General features: G+C 65.3%; 14 protein-coding genes and 1 pseudogene. 4 read left to right on the top strand and 11 right to left on the bottom strand.

The genetic code is table 11. The features are described from left to right. Nucleotides 1-123: 123 nt before the first annotated feature. The 5 genes from IPM49_09775 to IPM49_09755 all read right to left on the bottom strand — a co-directional run bounded on the left by IPM49_09775 (nucleotide 124) and on the right by IPM49_09755 (nucleotide 5,047). Nucleotides 124-306, bottom strand: coding sequence for a hypothetical protein (locus IPM49_09775; GenBank protein MBK9274814.1), 183 nt, complete (start codon nucleotides 304-306; stop codon nucleotides 124-126). Between the two features lie 70 nt (nucleotides 307-376). Continuing rightward, nucleotides 377-562 (bottom strand): hypothetical protein, encoded by a 186-nt coding sequence (locus tag IPM49_09770; GenBank protein ID MBK9274813.1) that lies wholly within the window; start codon nucleotides 560-562, stop codon nucleotides 377-379. Next, on the bottom strand, nucleotides 559-1,005 hold the full coding sequence (locus tag IPM49_09765; GenBank protein ID MBK9274812.1) for a PIN domain-containing protein: 447 nt from the start codon (nucleotides 1,003-1,005) through the stop codon (nucleotides 559-561). Before IPM49_09765 ends, IPM49_09770 begins: the two co-directional genes overlap by 4 nt. A 3-nt stretch (nucleotides 1,006-1,008) precedes the next feature. Then, complete coding sequence (gene fdhF / locus IPM49_09760) at nucleotides 1,009-3,873, bottom strand: formate dehydrogenase subunit alpha (GenBank protein ID MBK9274811.1); 2,865 nt, start codon at nucleotides 3,871-3,873, stop codon at nucleotides 1,009-1,011. A 139-nt stretch (nucleotides 3,874-4,012) separates the two neighbouring features. Further along, the gene (locus tag IPM49_09755; GenBank protein ID MBK9274810.1) at nucleotides 4,013-5,047 is read right to left on the bottom strand and encodes an IS630 family transposase; all 1,035 of its coding nucleotides are present in this window, start codon (nucleotides 5,045-5,047) and stop codon (nucleotides 4,013-4,015) included. A gap of 91 nt (nucleotides 5,048-5,138) precedes the next feature. Between IPM49_09755 and IPM49_09750 the strand changes: the two genes are divergently transcribed. Further along, nucleotides 5,139-5,687, top strand: coding sequence for a cupin domain-containing protein (locus IPM49_09750; GenBank protein ID MBK9274809.1), 549 nt, complete (start codon nucleotides 5,139-5,141; stop codon nucleotides 5,685-5,687). A 156-nt stretch (nucleotides 5,688-5,843) separates the two neighbouring features. Then, a pseudogene (locus IPM49_09745) lies at nucleotides 5,844-6,056 on the top strand (hypothetical protein). Between the two features lie 498 nt (nucleotides 6,057-6,554). On the opposite strand, the gene IPM49_09740 reads toward IPM49_09745, so the two are convergent. Then, on the bottom strand, nucleotides 6,555-8,249 hold the full coding sequence (locus IPM49_09740) for an NAD(P)H-dependent oxidoreductase subunit E (protein MBK9274808.1): 1,695 nt from the start codon (nucleotides 8,247-8,249) through the stop codon (nucleotides 6,555-6,557). Nucleotides 8,250-8,357: 108 nt separating this feature from the next. On the opposite strand from IPM49_09740, the gene IPM49_09735 reads away from it, so the two are divergent. Continuing rightward, nucleotides 8,358-9,335, top strand: a complete 978-nt coding sequence (locus IPM49_09735; GenBank protein MBK9274807.1) for a cytochrome C — start codon at nucleotides 8,358-8,360, stop codon at nucleotides 9,333-9,335. Here IPM49_09735 and IPM49_09730 read toward each other — a convergent pair. Genes IPM49_09730 through IPM49_09710 form a run of 5 tightly spaced genes read right to left on the bottom strand, consistent with a single transcriptional unit; the run spans nucleotide 9,332 to nucleotide 13,557 of the window. Next, the gene (locus IPM49_09730; protein MBK9274806.1) at nucleotides 9,332-9,514 is read right to left on the bottom strand and encodes a hypothetical protein; all 183 of its coding nucleotides are present in this window, start codon (nucleotides 9,512-9,514) and stop codon (nucleotides 9,332-9,334) included. The genes IPM49_09735 and IPM49_09730 overlap by 4 nt on opposite strands. Next, nucleotides 9,511-10,038, bottom strand: a complete 528-nt coding sequence (locus IPM49_09725) for a GNAT family N-acetyltransferase (protein MBK9274805.1) — start codon at nucleotides 10,036-10,038, stop codon at nucleotides 9,511-9,513. The genes IPM49_09730 and IPM49_09725 overlap by 4 nt, the downstream gene beginning before the upstream one ends. After that, entirely contained in the window at nucleotides 10,035-10,823 is a 789-nt protein-coding gene (locus tag IPM49_09720; protein MBK9274804.1) for a queuosine precursor transporter, read from the bottom strand. Before IPM49_09720 ends, IPM49_09725 begins: the two co-directional genes overlap by 4 nt. Continuing rightward, the gene (locus tag IPM49_09715) at nucleotides 10,820-11,623 is read right to left on the bottom strand and encodes an MOSC domain-containing protein (GenBank protein ID MBK9274803.1); all 804 of its coding nucleotides are present in this window, start codon (nucleotides 11,621-11,623) and stop codon (nucleotides 10,820-10,822) included. The genes IPM49_09720 and IPM49_09715 overlap by 4 nt, the downstream gene beginning before the upstream one ends. Then, nucleotides 11,620-13,557, bottom strand: coding sequence for a T9SS type A sorting domain-containing protein (locus IPM49_09710; protein MBK9274802.1), 1,938 nt, complete (start codon nucleotides 13,555-13,557; stop codon nucleotides 11,620-11,622). Before IPM49_09710 ends, IPM49_09715 begins: the two co-directional genes overlap by 4 nt. A gap of 196 nt (nucleotides 13,558-13,753) precedes the next feature. Here IPM49_09710 and IPM49_09705 point away from each other — a divergent pair, with 196 nt between their 5' ends. Next, the gene (locus IPM49_09705) at nucleotides 13,754-15,397 is read left to right on the top strand and encodes a hypothetical protein (protein ID MBK9274801.1); all 1,644 of its coding nucleotides are present in this window, start codon (nucleotides 13,754-13,756) and stop codon (nucleotides 15,395-15,397) included. Nucleotides 15,398-15,428 lie beyond the last annotated feature (31 nt).

Genomic DNA, 15,428 nt, shown 5'->3' with positions numbered 1-15,428 from the left:
CCACGCGTAAGTCCACTCGCTCACTCTTGAACCGAACTGTACCGGACAGATGAAGCGGGTGCGATGGCAGCGTTGCCCCGATCAGGCATAGCGCTAGAACCGCTGTCAGCAGTGCTCTCAAGCTCATGCCTTCACCTGGACTTCGCCGGCCTTCCTCAAGTGCGCCTTCCGCGCCTTCCGGATCCTGCACAGCCTGTCCCGCCCCAGCGGGATCACCACCTTGTACTCCGGGCACGACCTGTCCCGCCCTAACGGGATCGCCAGGCTGTCGCTCACGCTGCTGGTGATGATGTTGAGCATGATCACGGGGAAGTGGAAGGTGCTGCTGAGGATGCCGGGCCTGCCTGCCGGTAGGCAGGCTTCACCTCGTCGGTTGTTAAGCCGCTTTCTTACCCCGCGCCTTCAGGTCCTCCTCAAGCAACTTGGTCCACTTTGCCTTGATGCGCTTCAACTCCGCTGGATCGAAGTTGGGGTCGGTGTCTCGGCGATAGTGGGCCTCACGTATCTCGCGCACCATGGCCACGGCGTCAAAGCGCTTCTTCTTTCTGGCTTCGGTGTTCATGTGGTCAGGTCTCTTGGGCTACGGATCTCGAGCAATTTGTAGCCGTGCTTCAAATTTACAGCGTTGTAGAGCCGGATGCGGTCGTAATTCACGATGTGCTTGAAATTCCAGCTCACCAGAAGGTCAACCTGGGCGATGGTGGCGACAGCGATGTGCTCCGTATCCGCCTTCCACCTGGCGGTGACGATGCGCTCCTTGACATAGGCATGGGCCAATGCTCTTGACTCCTCCGTGAGTTTGACCACCTCCAACTGCTTCTGCGAAAGGTCCTTCAATACTTCGCGGACATGTGCGGGTGCATCCCGTAACTCATCCTCGGTCACATCCGAGATCACCACCGTGTATTTGCCGGTTGCGACCAGCTCGAAGAGTTTCAAGGACCATTCCTCGAACTCCTCGTCGAAACAACCACCGAAGACCGAGGTGTCGATGTAGATGCGCATCGATCAGGCTTTCAGTACCACTTCTCCAGCCTGACGGAGGTGCGCCTTCTTCGCCTTGCGTATCCTGCACGTCACCACCTTGTACTCCGGGCACATCGCCAGTGAATCGCTCACGCTGCTGGTGATGATGTTGAGCATGATCTCCGGGAAGTGGAAGGTGCTGCTGAGGATGCCGGGTTTCACCTCGTCGGTGATGCGGGCCTTGATGTCCACCTTGCCACGCGGGCTCTCCACACACACCATGTCGCCCTCGGCGATGCCGTTCTTCTCCGCGTCGGCGGGGTTGATCAGCAGCACGTCCTCGGTGAGGATCTCGCCGTTGCCGGTGCGCCGCGTCATGGCGCCGCAGTTGTAGTGCTCCAGCTCGCGGTTGGTGGTGATGATGTAGGGGTAGTCCTTCTCGTTCTCGCGCACCTCGGGGCTCTTCTCCCATTGGTTGAAGATGAACTTGCCGAGGCCGCGCTTGAAGGTGTCGGCGTGCAGGATCTTGGTGTCGCTGCCGTCGGGCTTCACGGGCCATTGCTTGCCGTTCTCGCCCAGCTCGTCCCACTTCACCCCGGCGAAGAAGGGCACGATGCGGCTGATCTCCTCCAGTACCCATCTCGGGTGGTACTCCTTGCTGGCGTTGCCGCTGCGCCTGCCGGTCTTCGCGGCGTAGCGCTCCATGATGTCGCAGGTGATCTGCCCGTCGCTCTTGGTGCCTTCGATGGGCTCCACCACGGCGTTCACGCGCTGGATGCGGCGCTCGCCGTTGGTGAAGGTGCCGCTCTTCTCCAGGAAGCTGCTGGCGGGCAGCACCACGTGGGCGAGCTTGGCGGTCTCGGTCATGAAGAGCTCCTGCACCACGAAGAGCTCGAGCTGGCCCAGGGCCTTGCGCACGTGCAGGGTGTTGGGGTCCGTCTGCGCCATGTCCTCGCCCGCCACCCAGAAGGCCTTCAGCGTGCCCGCGAGCATGGCGTCGTACATCTGCGGGATCTTCTTGCCCGCGTGGTGGGGCAGCTCCACGCCGTAGAACTGCTCGTACATCCGGATGTTCGCAGGCTCGTCCACCGCGAAGTAGCCTGCCCCCTGGTGGGGTTGGCAGCCCATGTCGGCCGCGCCCTGCACGTTGTTCTGGCCACGCAGCGGGTTCACGCCCACGCCGCGGCGACCGATGTTGCCGGTCATCATCGCCAGGTCGGCGATCTGCATCACGGTGAAGGTGCCCTGGTAGTGCTCGGTGACGCCCAGGCCGTGGAAGCTCATGGCGGCGGGCGAGCTGGCGTAGGCTTTCGCGGCTTCACGCACCAGGTTCCGGTCCACACCGGTCTCGCGCTCCATGGCGTCGATGTCCACGGCGAGGATCTCCTTCTTGAAATCGGCCCAGCCCTCGGTGCGCTGGTCGATGAACTCCTGCTTCACCCAGCCCTCCTTGACGATGAAGTGCATCATCATGTTCAGCAGGGCCACGTTGGTGCCGGGCTTCAGCTGCAGGTGGTAGTGGGCGTAGCGGGCCAGCTCGGTGCGGCGCGGGTCGATCACGATCAGGGTCTTCCCCTTCATGATCTGCTGCTTGATCTTGGCGCCGGTCACCGGGTGCGCGTCGGTGGGGTTCGCACCGATCACCATGATGGTGTGCGTGTCCTTCAGGTCGTCGATGCTGTTGGTGGCCGCGCCGGTGCCGAAGGTCTTCTGCATGCCCAGGGCCGTGGGGCTGTGGCACACGCGCGCGCACGCGTCGATGTTGTTGGTGCCCACCTGCGCGCGGAAGAACTTCTGCATGAGGTAGTTCTCCTCGTTGGGGCAGCGCGCGCTGCTCACGCCGGCCAGCGCGTCCGGACCATGTTGCTCGCGGATGCGGATGAAGCCGTCCACGATGAAGTCGTAGGCCTCGTCCCAGGTGGCGGGCACGAGCTCGCCGTTCTTGCGGATGAGCGGGGTGCGCAAGCGCTCGGGGTGGTCGTAGAAGCGGAAGGCGTAGCGGCCCTTGAGGCAGGTGTGGCCCTGGTTGGCCTCGGCCTCCAGCGGTGCGGTGATGCCGGCGACCTTGCCGTCCTTCACCTTCACCTCCAGGTTGCAGCCCACGCCGCAATAGGTGCACACGGTGCGCACCACTTCATCGGCCTTGGTCTCCTTGGCGCGGAACACGTCTGTGATGGCACTGGTGGGGCAGGCCTGTGCGCAGGCGCCGCAGCTCACGCAATCGCTGTCCTTGAAGCTTTCGTTGGTGCCCTTGACGATGTGGTTGTCGAAGCCGCGGCCGGCCATGGTGAGCACGAACTCGCCCTGCACCTCGTCGCACGCGCGCACGCACCGGTAGCAGCTGATGCACGCGCTGAGGTCGCTCACCATGTACGGATGGCTCGTGTCCATCGGCGTGTCGAGGTGGTTCTTCCCCTTGGGGTAGCGCACGCTGTCGATGTCGAAGCCGATCTGCTGGACGACATTGTACAGTTCGTTCCGCCCGTGGTCCTCGGTCTTCAGCCGCTCGGTGTCGTAGTCGGTGAGCACCAGCTCCACGATGTTCTTGCGCAGCCGCTCCATGCGCGGGCTGTTCACCGTGATGTACATGCCCTTGCCCACGGGGATGTGGCAGCTGGCCATCACCTTGCTGGGGCCGTCCTCCTGAAGGGCCACCTCCACGCTGCACACGCGGCAGCTGCCGAAGGGCTCCAGGTTGGGCGCGTCGCAGAGCGTGGGCACCGGGTTGGGACCCTTGTGCCGCTTCAGGAAGGCGAGCATCGTTTCGCCCTTGTGGATGGGGTAGGCCACACCATCGATGTAGGCGAGGTCGACCTCCACGGCTGCCTTGTTGGAGGAGGCCGGGGCGGACTGGGTCTTGGCGGCGGGAGGGGCGGAGGTGCCGGTCTTGGCCTGGGGCTGGTTCATGGCGAGATACGTAACGCACGAAGATAGAAAGGGCGCGTCCAGCTTCGAACCCTGCTCCTCGGATGAGGAGGGCATGGAAGTGCCGGTGGAGCGAGACTTGCACAGCATTGCTTATTGATCCGGCATTCATGATCTGGACTCAGGCTGCGTAACGAACGGTGTCTTTCTGGAACAGTGCGATGATGCGCTTGGGGTGTCGCTGGAGGGAACGCAGGAAGCGTGATGTGAAGAGTTCAAGCTGCCCCTTCTTGCGTGCTGGAGCGTGCTTGGTGACGGCATCCTTCAGCGCTGCGTTCGCTACTTCCACCGGGTTGAGTTCGGGCGAATAACTCGGCAGGTGGAAGACCTCGATGCTCTCCAGATGCTCCTCGAGCCATTCCTTGACCGGCTTGCTGTGGTGGACCCTGAGGTTGTCCAAGATCAGGAACACCTTGTTGTCGCTATCCTTGACCAGTCTTCTCAGAAAGCCGATCAGGATGCTGCTGTTCAGTGCGCCCTTGAAGACCATCCAGCGCATTTCCCCGCGATTGGTCACCGTGGAGATCACCGAACAGCCGTGGCGGTTGTGGTTCACCCTGACCACGGGAGTGTGGCCTCGCAGGGAGTAGCTGCGCCCGCGAACGTCATCACTGCGCAGACCGGTCTCATCGCCCCAGTGGATCACGGCACCTTCAGCCTTGGCACGTGCACGGATGGCCGGATAATCCTCGTGCAGCCACTTGCGCACCGCCTCCGGTCGCTGCTCGTAGGCCTTGCGCAGTGGCTTCTGCGGCGTAAATCCCCAGCGCTCCAGATAGAGCCCCACACTGCGTATGGCCAGCTTGCGGTCGTAGCGCCGCTCGATCAGCTCGCGCACCGCTTGCCGGTTCCACAACGCATAAGGCATTTTCAACTGATCGGGCGTTCTGTCACGGATCAGCCGTTGTGTCTCCTTCTCCTGCTCACTTGTCAGGATGCGTCCCTTGCCCACCGGGCGACCGGTCTTCCACACACGAATGGCCTTCCAGCCACCGGCCTTGTACCGTTGCCAGGCTTCGTTCACCGTGTTGCGGGACATGCCACAGAGTTCGGCCGTTTCCTTCAGGCCCATGCCCTTGAGCCTGCATTGCACCGCCTGCCTACGACGCTCATTGAGCTCGGGCATCGACAGCTTCCTGGAGTCGTTCTCGCGCATGCCTCGGCAAGATCCACAGATCGTGCCGATCGTCCGCTATATCGATGCCGGATCAATAAGACCGATCAGCTTTGCTGGAAACCGCAACGGCATGAAACGGACGATCGACCTCCATGCCATCGGCGAGCGCATCCAGTTCAACGATGCCCGCGAGCGCACCAACGGCCAACGAAGCGAGGCCACGTTGAGCCTTGGGCCTGGCAACAAAGGCCCGGGTCCGCACGTCCACTTCGGGCAGGAAGAGGGCTTCAAGGTGAACAGCGGGACCTTGATCGTGACCATCGGCAAGAAGGAGGTGACCCTCGGTCCCGGGCAGAGCACTGTGATCCGTTCTGGCGAGGCGCACAACTTCCGCAATGGGAGCGCCACCGAGCGGGTGGAGGCGGAGTTCTGGTACGAGCCGGCGCTGCATATCGAATGGATGCTGCAGTCGATGGGCGATACGGCGATGGAACGCGGCGGCGATTGGAACAAGGTGCCGCCCTTGGCCGCCATGCACCTGTTGTGGAAGATGCGGAAGGAGTACCGGCTGGCGGGCATGCCGTTCTGGTTGCAGGATGCCCTCTTCGGCTTCGCTTTGCTGCTCGCTCGGCTCACCGGCGCGCATAAGCGGTGGCCGCTGCCTGCGGGTCTCCGCTGAGCGGAAGCGCTCCGCACCAGGGCCGGCAACGCGGCCATGACGGACGCTGCCCTTCCGCAAGGCATCGCGCGAACGCGCTTCGATCAATGATCAGTCCCCTTGCGCATGCCGATCGGAGCCCATGCGACTCATCTGGACGTCCGCATGCGATCCAGGGAGCTCGGCGGGGCCGATGAGCAGAAGCCGGCCAAGGAAGGCACCGTGGAAGCCTGGGGGCGTTCACCGCAGAACCCGGTGGGTGGCTGGTATGGGTTGAAGAAGGGTCTGCGTGGACGCTTCGGCGTGTACCTGCCACCGCTGATGGAGGCGCTCGGCCTGTGCGAGCTCACGCACGAGGCGAAGGGCAACCGGATGCGTGCGGTGGGATGATCGGCTTGGCACCGAACGCATCGATGGCAGGAGCGATGCGTGATGGCGGCGACGCGATGCAGGAGCACCATGTGCATCACGTGATGCATGCGACCGATGCGAACGAACGGATGCGCGCATGACCGCGATGCGATGCGAGGATCGATGATCGCACTTCATCGTTATCAACACTATTTGGTTGGTACATCCTTGCAACCATTTGATGCGTGGATGCGTTCGAGGTGATACGTTTGTCTCAAACCCTTAACCGTCATGGCAAAGAAGGCAGCTAAGAAGGCCACGAAGAAGGCCGCGAAGAAGGCGACCAAGAAGGCCGCTCCGAAGAAGGCCACCAAGAAGGCCGCGAAGAAGGCCACGAAGAAGGCCGCGAAGAAGAAGTAAGGAGCCTGGCTCCATACGATCGAAGGGCCCGGGTTCCGGGCCCTTCGCCATTTCCGGCGCGCCGCATCGCGGCGCGTCGTGCGTTGGGAGCGCCGGCTCGGGCGCCGCCTTCATCGATCAGGTGAACGCCGGACGCAGCTCGTCGCCGAAGTACTGAAGCGCATTGCGTACACCGAGCGGCAGTCCTCCGCCGAGCGCGCACAACGACCCGATCTCCATCGTCTCGATGAGGTCCTGGAACAGCGCCCGGTCGATCCGCCGGCCGTCGCGTGCACCCTGGATCAGCTCCCGTCCACGGGTGGAACCGATGCGACAGGGGAAGCACTTGCCGCAGCTCTCCGCCGCCGTGAACGCGAAGAGGTGCTCCAGGTAGTCGATCATCGGAAAGCCGGCGGGGATGCTGAGCACGCTCGCATGCCCGAGGAGGAAGCCCTCCTTCTGGAAGCTCTCGAAATCGATGGAGAGCGCGTTGATCTTCTCCATCGGAACGATGCCGCCGAGCGGTCCGCCGATATGCAGCGCCTTGGTGGGGCGGGCGAAGCCCTGGCCGAGCTCGTCGATGACACGGGCGAGGGGGGTGCCGCACTCCACCTCATAGAGACCGGGGCGGTTGAAGCCGCTGTCCAGGCAGACGAGCTTGGAGCCGTTGCTCTTCTCGGAGCCGAGCCGTGCGAAGGCCGCACCGCCATGCTCCACCACCCAGGGCACACAGGCGAGCGTCTCCACGTTGTTCACCACCGTGGGCCGGTTGAACAGACCCTGCTGCGCCGGATAGGGGGGACGGGTGCGCACCTCGCCGCGCTTGCCCTCGATGCTGTTGAGCAGCGCCGTCTCCTCACCGCACACATAGGCACCCGCCGCCTTGATCACCTTGAAGCGCCAGTGGAAGCCGCTGCCCTTGATGGCGGTGCCGATCCAGCCGGCCGCCTCCAGTTCCCGGATGGCCTCCTTCACCGCGGCGATCGCTTCGGGATATTCCGCCCGGATGTAGAGGACACCCGTATCGGCCCCCACACAGTAGCCGGCGATCATCATGCCGAGCAGCACACGGTGCGGACGCTGCTCCAGCAGGTACCGGTCGCTGAAGGCCGCCGGATCGCCTTCGTCCGCATTGCACACGATGTACTTGCGCGGGGTGCCGTTGCCGGTGGTGTCGGTGGCGTTGCGGCAGGCCTCCAGTTTGAAGCCCATGGGGAAACCGGCCCCTCCTCTTCCGCGGATCGTGGCCACCTTGATCTCCTGCAGGATGTCCGCCGGATCGCTCTGCAGCACGCGCTCCCACACCGCGTAGAACTCCGGCAGCGGCGGCATGGGCGCTGTGAGGATGGGGGCCTCCATGGTGGTGCCCACATGGTGCCCACCGTTCGCCGCCACGCCGTGCGCACCACCTTCACGCACCGCCTTCACCACCTCGTCCACGCGGTCCACGCTGTCGCCGCTGTAGTTGCGACCGCCGATGTGGAAGGCGCTGTTCTCGTGGCAGCGCCCCAGGCAGCACATGTGCCCGATCTCCTCCTCCTTGAAGTGCTTTCGCAGTGCGTGGTGCACCTTGTCCTGCGTGCCCGCCACCAGGCAGGCGCTGCCGTTGCACACGTAGGCCTTGATGCCTTTGTTCTCCGGTTTCAGGAAGTCGTAGAAGGTGCTGGTGCCATAGGTGATGGCCTCGCCGATGAGGTACTCATCCGCGATGCGGGTGAGCGCGTCCGTTGATGGCGTGCCCGTAAGGTCGGCGGCCGCTTGCAACCGGTCCCACAGGGCGTCGTCCAGCTCCTTGCCGTCGCGGCCGGAGAGGGAGGTGATGTTCTTCGACATGCGCTCCGAAGGTAACAGGCGTTGATCCTCGATCGCAGGTGACGCTGCTTCCGGTTGTGTGGTGATCCGTCATTCGCCACTTTCGTTCCATCCAACACCACCTGTCCCATGAAACGGTTCATCAAGATCCTTGCTGCCGTGCTCCTGCTCCTGGCCGTGGTCGTCGGTGCAGGACTGCTTTACATCACAAAGGCCCTGCCCGATGTGGACGCGCCTGCGGACCTGAAGGTGGAGCTCACCCCCGAGCGGATCGAACGGGGGCGCTACCTCGCCAACAGTGTGTGCGTGTGCATGGACTGCCACGCGCAGCGTGACTGGAGCCTCTTTGCCGGTCCGCCCAAACCCGGGACGCTGGGGGCCGGCGGCGACAAGTTCGACCGCACCATGCAGTTCCCCGGCGAGTTCTTCGCACGCAACATCACCCCCTTCGCACTGAAGGACTGGACCGATGGCGAACTGTACCGGGCCATCACCAGCGGGGTCAGCAAGGACGGTCATCCCTTCTTCCCGGTGATGCCCTATCCGAACTACAACAGGCTGGCCACCGAGGACGTGCACAGCATCATCGCCTACCTGCGCTCCCTGGACCCCATCGCCACGCCGGCCTATCCGGAGAGCACGATCGACTTCCCGGTGAACCTCATCATGCGCACGGTGCCCGAGCCGCCAAAGCCCATGGACCGTCCCGCTCCGACCGACGCGCTCTATGGCGAGTATGTGACCAATGCGGCCGCCTGCATCGAGTGCCACACGAACACCGTGAAGGGCGAACGTGTGGGTCAGCCCTTCGCCGGAGGATTCACCTTCGCCTTCCCCGATGGCTCCGTGCTGCGGTCACCGAACATCACGCCGCACCCCACGGACGGCATCGGGGCCTGGGACAAGGCCATGTTCATCGCGCGGTTCAAGCAGTACGCCGACAGTGCCTACGTCCATCCAAAGGTGGGCCCGGGCGACTTCCAGACGGTGATGCCGTGGACGATGTACGCCACGATGACCGAGCAGGACCTCGGGGCGATCTACGACCACCTGGCGGCGCTGAAGCCGGTGGCGGGTCGGGTGGAGAAGTGGACGCCGGCCCCCTAGGCCGCGCCTTCGGGACCTTCCCCGCGGTGCTTGGGCCTGCGGCTGTAGGTCTTCCGGCTGCGCACCACGCGCGGGCGGAAGCGACCGTCGAAGGCCCCGGCGGCCTTTTGCGCGGCGCGCTTCGCCGAACGGTCCAGCGAGGCGGGGGTGCGGCGCGTGGGTCGTCGTCGCCGGTTCATGGGCGCAGATTCCCGTAGTACAACAGGTCCACCAGCTCGCCATGGCCGGTGCGGAACTCGCGGCGCAGCAGGCCCTCGCGCTGGAAGCCGCAGTGCTCGGCCACCCGGATGCTGGCGGTGTTGTCCGGCGCGATGCGCGCCACCACCTTGCCCATGCCCAGCCGGCTGAAGGCATGGTCCACGGCCCACATCACCCCCAGGGTGCCGTAGCCCTGCCCGCTGTGCGGCTCATCGATGAAGTAGGCCACCTCGCAGCGGCCCACCGTGCGGTCGAACTGCTTCAGGAACACCGCGCCGATGGGGTCGGAACCCTCATAGTCGCGCAGCACGAAACAGAAGAAGGTCCCGTCCTTCGCCATGGACACCAGCTCCTTGAGGTAGCGTCGGGTGGCGCCCACGTCCGTGCAGCGGCCCAAGGTCACCGGGAAGTAGGCGCGGAGACGGTCCTGTTCCCGGCTCACCAGCCTGTGGAAGCCGGCGTCGTCCACCTTGCTCACCGGCTCGATGATCACCGAATCGCTCATGCTACCTCGTGCTGGCGGAGCGCGGCCAGGCGCATCGCCGCCGCCCGTTCCGTGCCAAGATAGCGCTCCACGCCGGCGTGGACGAGGTATACCAGCGGCGTGCTCAGAACGGCCACGACGAGCTTGTAGCTGTATGCGGTGAGCACCAGCGCCGTGGCCATGGGGAAGCTCATGTCCTTGAGGACCCAGAACGCCATGTAGGTCACCACCACGCTGTCCACCAGCTGGCTCACCACGGTGCTGCCGGTGGCGCGCAGCCAGATCCGCCGGTCGCCGGTGATGCGCTTGATGCGGCGGAACACGAAGGCGTCCACCAGCTGCCCCACCACGAAGGCGGTGAGCGATCCGAGGATGATGTTCATGCCCTGGCCGAAGATGGCCGTGAAGGCCGCCTGCATGTCGGGCACGCCCTGCGCCGCGCTGCTGCCGGTCCACCAGCCCTGCTCCGCCGGCATGCGGATGGCGAAGAACATCACGACGAAGGCGAAGGCGATGAGCGCCGTGGTGAGGAGGGTGAGGAAGCGGACCCCGCGCACGCCGTAGTAGTCGTTGATCACATCCGTCATGATGAAGACGATGGGCCAGGGCAGTACGCCCACGCTCAGCACGAAGCTCAGGTGCGGCTGGCCGAGCAGCGTGAAGTCCGCTTTCGGCATCCCCAGCAAGGTCTCCAACTGGAACAGCTTCACCCCGATCATCTCGGCGATGAGCGCGTTGGCCACGAAGAAGCCGCCCAGGATGAGGTAGAGGCGGGTGGCCTTGTCGGCGAGGATGGAGTGGATCATGGCCGGTCCGGGATCGAGATGGGATCGCCCACACGCACCAGGCCCTGCGTATCGGCGACCGCGTTCATGCCGAAGTGCACCTTGCCGTCCATCGTGCGGTAGGTGGCCAGCGTACGGAGCGGCTCCCTGCCACGCTCACCCGTGCGCTGGTCGGTGGTGGTGATGATGCAGCGTGCGCAGGGCTTCACCAGGGAGAACCGCGCCGTGCCGATCCGCACCTCGCGCCAACCGTCCTCCTGATGCGCCACGCCACCGCCGATCACCAGGTTCGGGCGGAAGCGGTCCACGGGCACCGGCACGTCGAGGCGTTCGTTCAGCGCATTGACCGAGGCCTGCGACACGATCAGGTAGGGGAAGCCATCGCTCAGCGAGGTCAACCCGCGGGCATAGCGCTCGTCGATGGGGCGATGCGTCGCATCGGGCATGTGCACCAGCCGCACCGCACCGCCCACACGCGTGCTGAACCAGGCGGACCAGCCCGATGGTGCCTCGCGCGCGCGCACGCGCGTTCCCCAGATGTCCACCTCGGGTTCGGGGCCGTCCTCCAAGGTCCAGGGCAGGCTCAGGTGCTCCTCATCGCGATGGTCGATCACCGTGAAGCCGTCCTCCGCCGGTTCCGTGCGGAGGCACGCCATGGAGGGCAGCTCGCGCTGGGTGAGGAAACGCCCGGCGGCATCCACCAGCATCCAGCGCCGGTCGTGCGCGAACCCACGGTCGGTGAGCCGCGCCTCGTGCATGGCGAAGCCGCCGACCGACTTGATCGGATAGCAATGCAGGGAGGCGAGAACAGGAGCGGTCATGGTCGCACCACGCGTTCCACGCGGTCCACACCCCGGTGGCGCAGCACCACCAGATAGGTGCCTGGCACCGAAGGCAGTTGCAACACGCTCCGATCACCCTGGCGCACCACCTGAACGACGGCCCTTCGCCCCTGCGCGTCGAAGACCTCCAGCACCTCGGCGGGGCCGGTCACCGTCACGCGACCGTCTGGCGCGGGGTTGGGATGCACCAGCACCGTCGTGGCTCCGCCCTCCCCGAGGCCCAGCGCGCCCACGAAAAGGCTGTCCGCCGTCACCAGCGTGGGGCTGCCGTCCATCCCGTCCACCATGGTGCGGAAGCTGTCGATGCGCGGGCCGTTGAAGGCGAACATCTCCGCGTTCCAGCGGGGCGGCACCGGCTGGTACCACACCCGCACCTGCACCTGCAGCGGACCCTCGTAGCCACCGAGCGGCACGTGGTAGTGCACACGGTCCGAGCCGCTGCCCTCCAGGCCGAGCGCATCGTGGTTGAAGTCGATGTCCGCCGCCGGTACGCCGGCGATGCGCGTGGTGTCGTACGCCGAATGCGTGGTGCTGAAGCCCACCGGCACCAGGCGGTTGTCCTTCAACGGGCTCTTGGCGCGCTCCAGCACGGTGGTGACGTCGTCGTTCACGTCGCCCATCACCAGCTCATAGATCTGGGCCTGGTCCGGACCGCGGATCACATCGTGGTGCGGCTCCATGGCGGGATCATGGCCCTCCACCTCCCAGGCCGCATCGATACGCCCGCTGTGGAAGAGCGTGTCGCCATCGGTGTTCAGCACGTCCACCTCCACGAAGGCGCGGCGGCTGGGGTAACCACTGGGGAACTTGTGCCCCGTGAGGTTCTGCAGGGTCACATCGATCCATGCGGTGTCCGCGCTGCGGTCCACCAGTTGCACGTCAAGGTCCACCGAGCGGTGGCGCAGGTTGTGCAGCGTGCGGGCGATGGTGCTGTCGAACTGCACGTCGGTGGCGGGGATGCCCAGCTGCTGGCGGTGCTGCTTCATCAGCTCCAGCATGTACACGTTGCCACCGGCCAGATGGTGCAACCCGAAGGGTGTGTGCCCCGGAAGGAACGAATAGTCGGAGGCCAGGATGATGCTGTCCTGGATGCGCGGCATGTGGCAGCTGCGGCAGTTGGCGCTGGTGCCGTTGTACGACGAGTTGAGCCACTCGTGCCAGGTGGCCTGCTCCACGAACCGGTCGCCCGTGAGGTTGCCCTGCAGGTCCGCCGTCTCAGTGATCAGCGTGTGACAGCCCGCGCAGGTGCGTCCATCCACGATGTGCTCCCCGAAGGTGGGCCTGAAGCCGACGAAGAACTCCATGATCGCCGGGTTGATCTCGTCCTCCTGATACGGGCCGTACACCGTGTCGATGCTGAAGCGCAGGTCACCGCTGAAGGATCGGCCGGCGCTGTCGGGGTCCTGCTGGTGGCACGCCGCACAGCTCACGCCGTCAAGCCCGATGGTGCTCGTGTCCAGCATGGCCGCGGTGAAGGGGGCGCCTCCCAGCATGCGCTGCTCGTGGAAGCCGAGGGGCGCATGGCAGCCCAGGCACTTGCCCTCGATGGCCCCCTGGTGGCCGGGGTTCACCAGCACTTCGTGCTCCAGCTTGGCCCGGAAGAAGGGGTCGCGGGCGCTGTTGGCCATCATCGTGCTGCGCCAGTCGTCGGCCGCGTTCACGTCGCGGCCGCTGCCGTCCACGCTCGCCACACCGTTCACATCATGGCCGTGGCAGCCCGCGCAGCGGCCGGCCGTGGCGAAATAGGTGCTGTACAGCACCACCAGGTCCGTGTCCGCCGAGCGGAACAGGAGATCCTCCAGCCGGTTGTGGTGGCCGCGCGGCTCCAGGGCGGCGCTCCAGCCGGCCAGCAGCAGCACCACGCCCGCCAGTCCGGCGAGGATCGCCAGGCGCCGGCCCCGGTTCCCGTTCATGGCCTGCAAGGTAGCCGGGACCCTGCTCCGCGTGTGCTCCTCACGCTCATCCATCGGTACGTGGTCCTTGGTGACCCAACAGGGGGCGCGTGTGGGAACACGGCAGGGCCGCGATCCGTTCGCACCCCATGCGGATCGTGGATGATCCGTCGTTCCTCCTGACAAGGTGCCTGCCTCGCCGGGTACTTTTGAGGCCATGCCCCTCCTGCTGCGCAGCTGCTTCCTCCTCCTCCTCCTCCTGTTCGCTTCCGGCGCCCTCCGTGCCCAGTCCGTGCAACCCTTCGTGGACCACTGGGACAGCACCCGCACCGTGAAGCGCAGCGAAGGGCTTTTCGTCAATGGGCGCGAGTGGGGCCAGTGGCGTTTCTGGGACCCGCAGGGACGACTTTACGAGGAGGCAGAGTTCAAAGGCGGCGAACGCGACGGTCACGTGCGGCTCTTCTACGACAACGGCCAGGTGCAGCACGACGGCTGGTTCCGCCGCGGCGAACAGGACAGCCTCATGCAGAGCTACTACCGCAGCGGCACCCTCATGGAGCGCGGCACCTACCAGCGCGGCCGGAAGCAAGGTCTCTGGGAGTACTGGTACACCGACGGCCGGCCCTACATGCGCGAACAGTGCGCCGACACCATCTGCCTGCTGCTCGATGCATGGGACAAGGCCGGCGAGCGCACCGTGACGGACGGCACCGGCACCCTGCGCACCTGGTACGCCAGCGGGGCCCTGCAGACGGAGACCGCATACGTGGGCGGCGTGCCCAGCGGCGCCTACCGGGAACTGTATCCCGCGGGGAACCCCAAGGCCGTGGGCGCCTACCTCGGCGGAGTGAAACACGGGGCATGGTCGTACTCCTTCAGCGATGGCAGGCTTGAGAAGGAGGAGCATTACGAGCGCGGACGGCTTCATGGGCCCTTCCGCCTCCTCTTCCGGAGCGGCCAGGCCAACATCACCGGCCACTACCGCGATGGCCTGAAGGACAGCATCTGGGTGTGGACCACCACCACCGGCCAGCCCGACATGCAGGGCGGATTCGTGGCGGACAAGCGGCAGGGGGTGTGGAAGTACTGGTATCCGAACGGCCAGCTCAGCAGCACCGGCATCTACGCGAACGATCGCGAGCAGGGCGATTGGGTCTACTTCTACGAGGGCGGTCAGTTCTGGAAGAAGGGCGGCTTCGTGGACGGTGTGAAGCAGGGCGTATGGACCACCTGGTACGAGAACGGACAGAAGCTCCAGGAGGGCCCCTACGTGAACGGCCTCAGCGAAGGCCAGTGGACCAGCTGGTTCGAGAACGGCCGCATGAAGGACCAGGGCGGGTTCACGGCAGGGCGCATCAGCGGCCTGTGGAAGGGCTGGTACCCCGATGGTCAGCAGGAGTACGAAGGCAGCTGGAAGGACGATCTGAAGGATGGCGCATGGAAGTTCTGGTACGAGAACGGCAAGCTGAAGGAGGAAGGCTACTACGCGGCCGGCAAGCGGGGTGGTCGCTGGGTGGCGTACAACACCGCCGGCCTGCCGATCAGTGAGGGCACTTACGTGAACGGCATGCCCAGCGGCCAGTGGTCCTACTTCGACGATGCCGGGGTGAAGCTGCGCCAGCAGGAACTGCTGAACGGCGACCCCCACGGGCGCTGCGAGGTGTACGACCACCGCGGCCGTGTGGTGCAGCGCATGAGCTATGTGCAGGGCCGCCTGCACGGCACCATGGAGTTCCTGGACACCGACGGCCGTGTGACGCGGTCCATTGAGTACAAGGACGGCATGCAGGTGAAGGCTCCGCCACCTTCGCAGCAGGAGCGCGCCCCCGCCTCCGTGCCCGGCATGGACCGCCGGCGCTGACGCTGTCCAGGTCCGGCCGATCCGGTACCTT

It is taken from the genome of Flavobacteriales bacterium, assembly GCA_016715895.1.
Lineage (GTDB): Bacteria > Bacteroidota > Bacteroidia > Flavobacteriales_F > PHOS-HE28 > PHOS-HE28.
Note: the sequence above shows the minus strand (reverse complement) of the source record. Positions and strands in the feature narration are given on the sequence as shown.

Excerpts from the sequence above, each read along its gene's own strand:
- IPM49_09770 (MBK9274813.1), bottom strand. The coding sequence starts at position 562 with ATGAACACCGAAGCCAGAAAGAAGAAGCGCTTTGACGCCGTGGCCATG.
- IPM49_09765 (MBK9274812.1), bottom strand. The coding sequence starts at position 1,005 with ATGCGCATCTACATCGACACCTCGGTCTTCGGTGGTTGTTTCGACGAG.
- fdhF (MBK9274811.1), bottom strand. The coding sequence starts at position 3,873 with ATGAACCAGCCCCAGGCCAAGACCGGCACCTCCGCCCCTCCCGCCGCC.
- IPM49_09755 (MBK9274810.1), bottom strand. The coding sequence starts at position 5,047 with ATGCGCGAGAACGACTCCAGGAAGCTGTCGATGCCCGAGCTCAATGAG.
- IPM49_09750 (MBK9274809.1), top strand. The coding sequence starts at position 5,139 with ATGAAACGGACGATCGACCTCCATGCCATCGGCGAGCGCATCCAGTTC.
- IPM49_09740 (MBK9274808.1), bottom strand. The coding sequence starts at position 8,249 with ATGTCGAAGAACATCACCTCCCTCTCCGGCCGCGACGGCAAGGAGCTG.
- IPM49_09735 (MBK9274807.1), top strand. The coding sequence starts at position 8,358 with ATGAAACGGTTCATCAAGATCCTTGCTGCCGTGCTCCTGCTCCTGGCC.
- IPM49_09730 (MBK9274806.1), bottom strand. The coding sequence starts at position 9,514 with ATGAACCGGCGACGACGACCCACGCGCCGCACCCCCGCCTCGCTGGAC.
- IPM49_09725 (MBK9274805.1), bottom strand. The coding sequence starts at position 10,038 with ATGAGCGATTCGGTGATCATCGAGCCGGTGAGCAAGGTGGACGACGCC.
- IPM49_09720 (MBK9274804.1), bottom strand. The coding sequence starts at position 10,823 with ATGATCCACTCCATCCTCGCCGACAAGGCCACCCGCCTCTACCTCATC.
- IPM49_09715 (MBK9274803.1), bottom strand. The coding sequence starts at position 11,623 with ATGACCGCTCCTGTTCTCGCCTCCCTGCATTGCTATCCGATCAAGTCG.
- IPM49_09710 (MBK9274802.1), bottom strand. The coding sequence starts at position 13,557 with ATGAACGGGAACCGGGGCCGGCGCCTGGCGATCCTCGCCGGACTGGCG.
- IPM49_09705 (MBK9274801.1), top strand. The coding sequence starts at position 13,754 with ATGCCCCTCCTGCTGCGCAGCTGCTTCCTCCTCCTCCTCCTCCTGTTC.